The sequence below is a fragment of the Bradyrhizobium sp. WSM4874 genome, assembly GCF_055811835.1.
Genome location: NZ_JBVVPR010000041.1, coordinates 63115 through 70790 on the forward strand (window position 1 = coordinate 63115; position 7676 = coordinate 70790).

Below are 7676 nucleotides of genomic sequence, written 5' to 3' on the forward strand. Positions count from 1 at the left end.
GGCGCCATGCTAAACTTCAACACCCACACCGCGCCAAAGCCGGGCGGCTAGACCGGGGCCCTGGTTACTATTAAACTTTTTCCACTCACCAAAAAACGGGCGGCTGTTACACAGCCGCCCTTTTCGATTCCCCGTAACCCTGGCGCAGACGTCACACCTCAGGTTCGGCTGCGTTGAGCGCCTGCGCGAGGTCGGCGATCAAATCCGACGGGTGTTCGATGCCGATCGACAGCCGGATCGTGGAATCGAGCACGCCGATCTTCCGGCGAATGTCGGCGGGAACGCCGGAATGAGTCATGGTGGCAGGCAGGCTCGCAAGCGACTCCGTTCCACCGAGACTCACCGCCAACTTGAGGATCTGCAGCGCGTTGAGGAATTTCATGGCCGCCGCCTTGCCGCCGACGATGTCAAACGAGAACGTGGATCCCGCCCCTGTGCATTGCCGCGCAAACACAAGTCCATCCGGCGACGCCGCGTCGTGATGACCGAGATAGTGCACCTTGGCCACTTTGGGATGATCGCGCAGATAGTCCGCCACCAGGCGCGCATTCGCGTCGGCCTTCTCCATGCGTAGGCTCAGCGTCTCGAGCGACCGATTGATCATCCAGCAGGAATGCGGATCGAGCTGGGTGCCGATGGCGCCCCGCAGCGCCTTGATGCCTTTCACGACCGCCTTCGCTCCGAGCGCGGCGCCCGCGATCAGATCGGAATGACCGCCGACATATTTCGTGAGCGAGTACAGCGAAATATCGGCGCCGTGCTCGATCGGCCGCTGAAACACCGGTCCGAGCAGCGTATTGTCGCAGGCAATGATCGGAACGTGTCCTTGCGCCTTTCCGATGGTGTCGGCGACACGCCGCATCATCGCGATGTCGACCAGCCCGTTGGTCGGGTTGGCCGGAGTTTCGATCAGGATCATCGAAACCCGGCCCTTGCCCATGGCCTCCTCCGCGGCCTGGCTGACCACGGCTTCGTCGACGCCATCGGCGAAGCCGACGGCGCCGATCGACAGACGCGCAAGCGTATTCGTCAGCAGCGTTTCCGTGCCGCCATAGAGCGGCTGGGAGTGCAGAATGACATCGCCGGGGCGGACGAACGCCAGGATCGTGGTTGCGATGGCCGCCATGCCGGATGAGAACAGCGCACAGCTCTCGGTGCGCTCGTAGATCGCGAGCCTGTCCTCGACGATTTCGCTGTTGGGGTGATTGAAGCGTGAATAGACTAGGCCCGCGCCCATCCCTTCCGGCGGCTCGCGCCGGCCGGAGACGAAATCGAAGAAGTCCTGCCCGTCCTCGGCCGTCTTGAACACGAAGGTCGAGGTCAGGAACACCGGCGGCTTGACCGCGCCTTCCGACAATTGCGGATCATAGCCGTAGGTCAGCATCAGCGTTTCCGGATGCAGCATATGGTTGCCGATGTGCGTCTTCGACGGGAACGGTTTTACCATGGCTTGTCTCGCTGTTGCTGATTGAGGTGCTCGCCGCGGGTTGGAACTCCTGATGTCATGAACGAGTCAGGAGCGGGATGCGTCAGCGTCAAAAGTTCACACCAATGCCGCGGCGGCTGGAGCCAAGATAACTGCTCCGGCAGCGATCCGTCAGGCCTTGCGGACAGAATTTCCAGCGCTGCGCGCCGACATGAAAAAGCGGCTGCTTTCGCAACCGCTTTTTCCCAATTCCCAGTAGCCCGGATGGAGCGCAGCGCTATCCGGGCTACGAATCTTTTTCTTCCGTCAGCCGTTCTTCACGCGAAACGTCTCGTGGCAGCCGCCGCATTCCTTGCCGACCGCGGGGAAATTCGCCTTGAGCGAGTCCAAATCCTTGATCTTGCCTTTGGCCTCGCCAACGACCTTGGCGAAGCTCGCGACCTTGGCATCGAATCCGGCTTTGTCCTCCCACACTTTCGGCGAGGCGCTGTAGTCGCCCTCGGGCTTCATGCCCTTGGCGCTCGCCGGAAACAGGTTCGGCAGCTTCTTGGCGGTGTCCTCGAACTGCGCCAGTGCGCTGTCCACCGTGGCCTGATCGTAGGGCTTCTCGCCCTTGACCATCGCCGCCACCGCGCCGGCGTTCTTGCCGTTGCCCTTCATCAGCATCTGGACCTCCTTGACGGAGTCCTGTTGTGCCCAAACCGCGCCCATACCGAGCAAAAACGCGCCCCCAACCACCAACACTCGCTTCATTCGCAAAATCCCTTTCCTTGGTGCAAGATCGCCTTGATGCAGGATCGTGCTGACCCCTCAATGGGGCCAACACCGCCTGGCAGATTTCATTCCGTGAAAAATTGTCACAGGCTGTGACGGCGATGGTGCTCGTTGACGGCAATCCACACCCGCTCCGGCGTCGCCGGCATGTCGATGTGGTCGATCTTGTACTCGCGCCAGAGGCCGTCGACGATGGCATTGACCACGGCCGGGCAGGACCCGATCGCACCGGCTTCGCCCGCGCCCTTCACCCCCAGCGGATTGGTCTTGCAGGGAACGTTGGCCGTCTCGAACACGAAGTCCGGCCCGTCCGCCGCGCGCGGCAGCGCATAGTCCATGAAAGTCGCGGTAACGAGTTGGCCGTCGCCCGCGCCATAGACCGCCTGCTCCATCAACGCCTGCCCGATGCCCTGCATGGCGCCGCCATGGACCTGGCCGGCCAGCAGCAGCGGATTGAGCGTCATGCCGAAATCGTCGACGATCACGTAGTTGACGATTTTGATGATGCCGGTGGCCGGATCGATCTCGACCTCCGCGACATGGGTGCCGTTCGGATAGGTGCCGTCGGCGCTGGCAAAGGTCGCGCTCGCATTGAGCTTCGACGGATCGACGCCGGGACGCTTGGCGAGATCGGCGAACGAGATCGAACGGTCGGTGCCGGCGATGCGCACCAGGCCATCGGTGATCTCGAGATCGCCGGCACTCGCTTCCAGCGCCTGTGCTGCGATCTCCTTGAGCCGCGCGCCGAGCTCACGGGTCGCACGCTCGACGCTGACACCGCCTGACGGGATCGAAGCCGAGCCGCCGGTCCCGAGCCCGGTGGCGATCATGTCGGTGTCGCCCTGGTGGACGTGCACGCGCTCGGGCGCCACGCCGAACTGCTCGGCAACGATCTGCGCATAGGCGGTCTGGTGGCCCTGCCCGCTCGACTGGGTGCCGATCAGGACAGTGATATCGCCATTGGGGTCCATCCGCACATTGGCGGTCTCCTCGCCCATGGTGCCGCAGACCTCGACATAGCTCGCAAGTCCGATGCCGCGGATCAAGCCATTCTTCTTGGCCGCCTTGGCGCGCTTGCCAAACTCCTTCCACTCGGCGATCTCCATCGCGCGCTTCAGGTGCGCGGCGAAGTCGCCGGAATCATAGACCTTGCCGGTCGCGGTCTTGTAGGGTAGCGCCTTCGGCTGAATGAAGTTCTTGCGGCGGATGGCATCCGGCGTCATGTCGAGTTTTCGCGCGCAGGCGTCCACCAGACGCTCGATGACGTAAGCAGCCTCGGGCCGTCCGGCACCACGATAGGCATCAACCGGCACGCTGTTGGTGAAGATGGTCCGCACCCGGCAATGGAACGCCTGGATGTCGTAGAGGCCCGGCAGCATGCCGGCGCCGCCATGCGGGATATAGGGCCCGAACGTCGACAGATACGCGCCCATGTCGCCCATCAGGTCGCAATCCATCGCGAGGAACTTGCCGTCCTCGGCCAGCGCCATCTTCGCCGTGGTGACGTTGTCGCGGCCCTGGGCGTCCCCCATGAAATGCTCGGTGCGGTCGGCCGCCCATTTCACCGCCTTCTTCAGCTTTCGCGCGGCGACTGCCAGGAGAGCGTATTCCCGATAGGGAAACAGCTTCGTGCCGAAGCCGCCGCCGACGTCGGGGCAGATCACCCGCATCTTGTCGGTCGGGATGTTGAGCACGTTCTGGCAGAGGATATCGCGCAGCCGATGGCTGCCCTGGCTGCCGACCGTCAGCGTCAGATGGTCGCGCTTGGCGTCGTATTCGCACACCGCCGCGCGCGTCTCCATGAAGTTCGCGACCACGCGCGGATTGACGATCGAGATCTCGGCCACCGTATGCGCCTTGGCAAAGGCAGCCTCGGTCGCTTTCTTGTCACCGATCGAGACGTCGAACAGGACGTTGCCGGGCTTGCCCGGCCAGACCAAGGCTGCGCCCTTCTTCACGGCGTTGACGACGCCGGTCACGGCCGGCAGCGGGCTCCATTTGACGTCGATCGCCTCGATCGCGTCGCGGGCCTGGTCGATGGTCTCGGCGACGACGAAGGCGATGGAATCGCCGACATGGCGCACCTCGTCCTTGGCGAGGATCGGGTAAGGCGGGCCAGTGAAGGGGTCTGTCTCGAGATTGAACAGGCAGGGCAGATTGCCGAGATCCCCAACGTCATCGGCGGTCAGGATCAGCGCGACGCCGGGGAGAGTGCGGGCACGGCTCGCATCGATGGTGTATTTGGCATGCGCATGCGGCGAGCGCAGCATCAGGCAGCGAAGCGCGGCCTGCGGCGCATAATCGTCGGTATAGCGGCCCTTGCCGCGGATGAGCGCGTCATCCTCTTTGCGCAACACGCTTTGGCCAACGCCGAACTTGATGGGAGCCGCCATTTTCTCGTCCCGTTTCTCATGGTTGTTTTGCCGGCATATTGCCGTGGAAAAACTGGCAAGGCAAACGGGTTTAGCCATGCGAAAACCATCCACCGCCCTCACCTGTCAGGCAGGATGGAACGGGAGCGCCGCAGCTCGGTCATTTCGCTGTGAGGATCGGTCCGCTTGATGGCATGATAGTTGCCGAACCCGCCCGCTGTGCACGCCTGAGAACAAGCAGCCGTGCCGACGGCTGCTTGCTCACGAAGCGCATCTCCGCTTCGGATGGTCATCAGTTACATCCCCCCGCGACTCCATAGACCTCTGGCGTGATCCCTCAGCTTATCGATAGCCCGTTCCGGCGAGATGTAGTCGATCTCGCCACGCGTCAGGCCGATATCCATCAGCTCCCTGTCACTCAGGTCCTGCAAGGCGATTTGTGGGCCCTGCCGCCAGCGCCAGTCCTGGAGCGCACGCCAGTATCGCGCGAGCAAGCCTGGGATGCTCCACGTCGATACAAGTTCGACGGGGAGCCTCTCCGTCTCGGATGTGACGTTCGTCTGTTGGGGTGGCATCGGACGCTCCTGCTGTTGTGCCGGCAGGGAAGCGTGGCCAAACAAAAGGCCCCGTCCGATGCCGGCGGGGCCTTGGTGAAAAGATGTCGTCGTCGAATTCTAGCGCGCGACTCCTTCCACGGCCCAGCCGAAGCGGGTCATGTGGTTGCGGTTGAGTTTGCGCACTGATTTGATCATGAGACGCCAATACCACAGCCACTGCGCGATATCAAGGGATGTATCGTCGTCCGTCACATCCTGGGGGCGAGCACCTTACTCTGGCGCTTTCTTCCCCTTAAACGGTCTTCACGACTTCTTCTGCTTCGCTTCCACGTATTGTGCGAAGTTGTCGAGGATTGCCTGCCAACCGCCTTGCTGCTGCTCGACCGAGTGCGTCGATTCGCCATCGAAGACAACGCGGACCAGAATGCCCTTCAGGCCGGGCACAAACTCGACTTCGGCTTTTCGCTCGCCGAACGCGTATTCGATCCGCTTGTGCTCGATGATTTTCGTGTAGGTACCGGCGAAATCAAAGCCCATGCTGCCGTCCTTGGCCTCCATGCGCGATGAGAAGACACCGCCTTCTCGCAGGTCGACGGTCGCCTTGGTCGTATGCCAGTCGTCGGACGCGGCGTTCCACTTCATGATGTCGGCCGGCGTCGTATATGCGCGCCAGACCTGATCGATGGGGGCTGCTACGTTGGTTTCGACGGTGATCCTCATAAACAGTGCTCCTAGTTCGATTTTTGGGGCTTGAGGTGACGGCATCACGTCAATTGTGCAGGGTCCATCCACCGCACTTCCGAGATGTGTCCATCCAAGGACGATCGAGACTGGTCCGTGCCGACAAGGTCGAGCCGTCAATGCGTTGAAAATATGAAAAAGTTAACCCCGCACCAGCGAGACCAGCCAGCGGCGGCCGAACAGCGCAAGGATAGCAAGCCCATAGACAATCGTGCCCCCGACGGCCAGCAGAAGCAGCGTCAATTCGTCCCGGAAGTGCATCGAGCCCAACGAAGGACCGCCGAAGCGCGCGATGAGCCAGAAGGCAGCGGCCAGGATGATCCCGGTCAGCAGGAATTTGGCGAGCGACAATAGCCAGGCGCGGTCCAGCACGAGAAAGCCTCGCCGCACCGCGAAGAACAGCACCAGCAGCAGATTGGTCCAGACGCCGACGGCAGTGGCAAGCGCAAGCCCGATCTGGGCCAGCGATCCCATCAAGGCGACCTTGAGGGCGACGTTGACCGCGATGCCGGTCAGGGAGGCGCGAACCGGCGTCGCCGTATCCTTGCGCGCATAGAAGGTTGCGACCGCGCTGCGGATCAGCACGAAGGGGATGAGACCGATGGCATAGGCCGCGAGCGTGGCGCCTGCGGCGGCGGCATCGGCTTTCGAGAACGCCCCGCGGGCGAACAACGCGCGCATGATCGCGTCGGGCACGGTGAGGAAGGCTGCGACGAACGGCACTGAGAATAGCAGCGTGAAATCGAACGCACGGCGCTGCGCCTTCATCGCGCCGTCATGGTCGTTGGCCGTGATCCGCCGCGACATCTCCGGCAGCAGCACCGTACCGATGGCAATGCCGATCACGCCGATCGGGAGCTGGTTGAGACGGTCGGCATAATACAGCGCCGACAACGCGCCCGCGGGCAGGAAGGTCGCGATGATGGTGTCGGCAAACAGCGCGAGCTGCGTGCCCATCGAGCCCAGCGTCGCAGGTCCCAACGCCCTAAAGAATGCGCGGACGTCTTCGTCGAGCTTGAGTGGCGCAAAGCGCGGCAGGCCGCCATGGCGGGCGAGATCGCCGGCGAGCAGGGCATATTGCAGGAAGCCCGAGATCAGAACGCCCCAGGCGGCGGCGTGGCCCGCGCTGGGAAACCAGGCGGCGATTGCCAGCGTCATCATCATCGAGATGTTGAGGAAGATCGACGCGGCCGCGGCGCTGGCGAAGCGCTGCATCACGTTGAGCATGCCGCCGTAGAGCGTCACCAGCGTGATCAGCAGCAGATAGGGAAAGGTGATCCGGGTCAGCTCGATCGCGAGCCTGCGCTGCTCGGCGTCCTCGGAAAAGCCGGGCGCCAAAATGCTCATGGCCTGCGGCATGAACAGCCAGGCGACGATCAGCAGCACCACCTGCGAGGCCAGCAGCAGCGTGAAGATGCGGTCGGCGAACAATCTTGCCGCCCCCTCCCCGCGCTCGCCATGGACATGCGCATAGGCCGGCACCCAGGCGGCGTTGAAGGCACCCTCGGCAAAGATCGCACGGAAATGGTTGGGCAGGCGCAGCGCCACGAAAAAGGCGTCGGCCACGGGGCCGGCACCGAGAATCGCCGCGAGCATGATGTCGCGGGCAAACCCCGTCAGCCGCGAGAGCAGCGTGTAACCACCAACCGTGAAGATACGTCCGAGCATGCGTCTGTTTTAGAGGCTTATCGAACAGAGGTCGATTGCATCTTGCGAATGCGCATTGCTGTGCCCTCTCCCCTTGTGGGAGAGGGCAGCGCCGCAAGTAGACGCAATCTCATTGGGGTGAGGGGTCTCTCCCCGCGC

General features: G+C 63.0%; 6 protein-coding genes. All 6 read right to left on the minus strand.

What is annotated here, in order from left to right; genetic code table 11:
- Nucleotides 1–151 precede the first annotated feature (151 nt).
- Nucleotides 152–1447, minus strand: a complete 1296-nt coding sequence (locus tag AC0L3P_RS31170; protein WP_473307885.1) for a cystathionine gamma-synthase family protein — start codon at nucleotides 1445–1447, stop codon at nucleotides 152–154.
- Nucleotides 1448–1732: 285 nt separating this feature from the next.
- Nucleotides 1733–2179 carry a c-type cytochrome gene (locus tag AC0L3P_RS31175; protein ID WP_473307887.1) on the minus strand — a complete coding sequence of 149 codons (447 nt, stop codon included), beginning with the start codon at nucleotides 2177–2179 and terminating at the stop codon, nucleotides 1733–1735.
- Between the two features lie 104 nt (nucleotides 2180–2283).
- A complete protein-coding gene (locus AC0L3P_RS31180; RefSeq protein WP_473307891.1) occupies nucleotides 2284–4593 on the minus strand; it encodes a xanthine dehydrogenase family protein molybdopterin-binding subunit in 2310 nt (769 codons plus the stop codon).
- A 275-nt stretch (nucleotides 4594–4868) separates the two neighbouring features.
- A complete protein-coding gene (locus tag AC0L3P_RS31185; RefSeq protein ID WP_473307894.1) occupies nucleotides 4869–5147 on the minus strand; it encodes a DUF1127 domain-containing protein in 279 nt (92 codons plus the stop codon).
- A gap of 285 nt (nucleotides 5148–5432) precedes the next feature.
- Nucleotides 5433–5849 carry an SRPBCC family protein gene (locus AC0L3P_RS31190; RefSeq protein ID WP_473307903.1) on the minus strand — a complete coding sequence of 139 codons (417 nt, stop codon included), beginning with the start codon at nucleotides 5847–5849 and terminating at the stop codon, nucleotides 5433–5435.
- A 162-nt stretch (nucleotides 5850–6011) separates the two neighbouring features.
- The gene (gene murJ / locus AC0L3P_RS31195) at nucleotides 6012–7538 is read right to left on the minus strand and encodes a murein biosynthesis integral membrane protein MurJ (protein ID WP_473307896.1); all 1527 of its coding nucleotides are present in this window, start codon (nucleotides 7536–7538) and stop codon (nucleotides 6012–6014) included.
- Nucleotides 7539–7676 lie beyond the last annotated feature (138 nt).

What these genes read in the sequence shown, in the direction of transcription:
- AC0L3P_RS31185 (WP_473307894.1), bottom strand. Translation starts at nt 5,147, where the DNA reads ATGCCACCCCAACAGACGAACGTCACATCCGAGACGGAGAGGCTCCCC.
- AC0L3P_RS31180 (WP_473307891.1), bottom strand. Translation starts at nt 4,593, where the DNA reads ATGGCGGCTCCCATCAAGTTCGGCGTTGGCCAAAGCGTGTTGCGCAAA.
- AC0L3P_RS31170 (WP_473307885.1), bottom strand. Translation starts at nt 1,447, where the DNA reads ATGGTAAAACCGTTCCCGTCGAAGACGCACATCGGCAACCATATGCTG.
- AC0L3P_RS31190 (WP_473307903.1), bottom strand. Translation starts at nt 5,849, where the DNA reads ATGAGGATCACCGTCGAAACCAACGTAGCAGCCCCCATCGATCAGGTC.
- AC0L3P_RS31175 (WP_473307887.1), bottom strand. Translation starts at nt 2,179, where the DNA reads ATGAAGCGAGTGTTGGTGGTTGGGGGCGCGTTTTTGCTCGGTATGGGC.
- murJ (WP_473307896.1), bottom strand. Translation starts at nt 7,538, where the DNA reads ATGCTCGGACGTATCTTCACGGTTGGTGGTTACACGCTGCTCTCGCGG.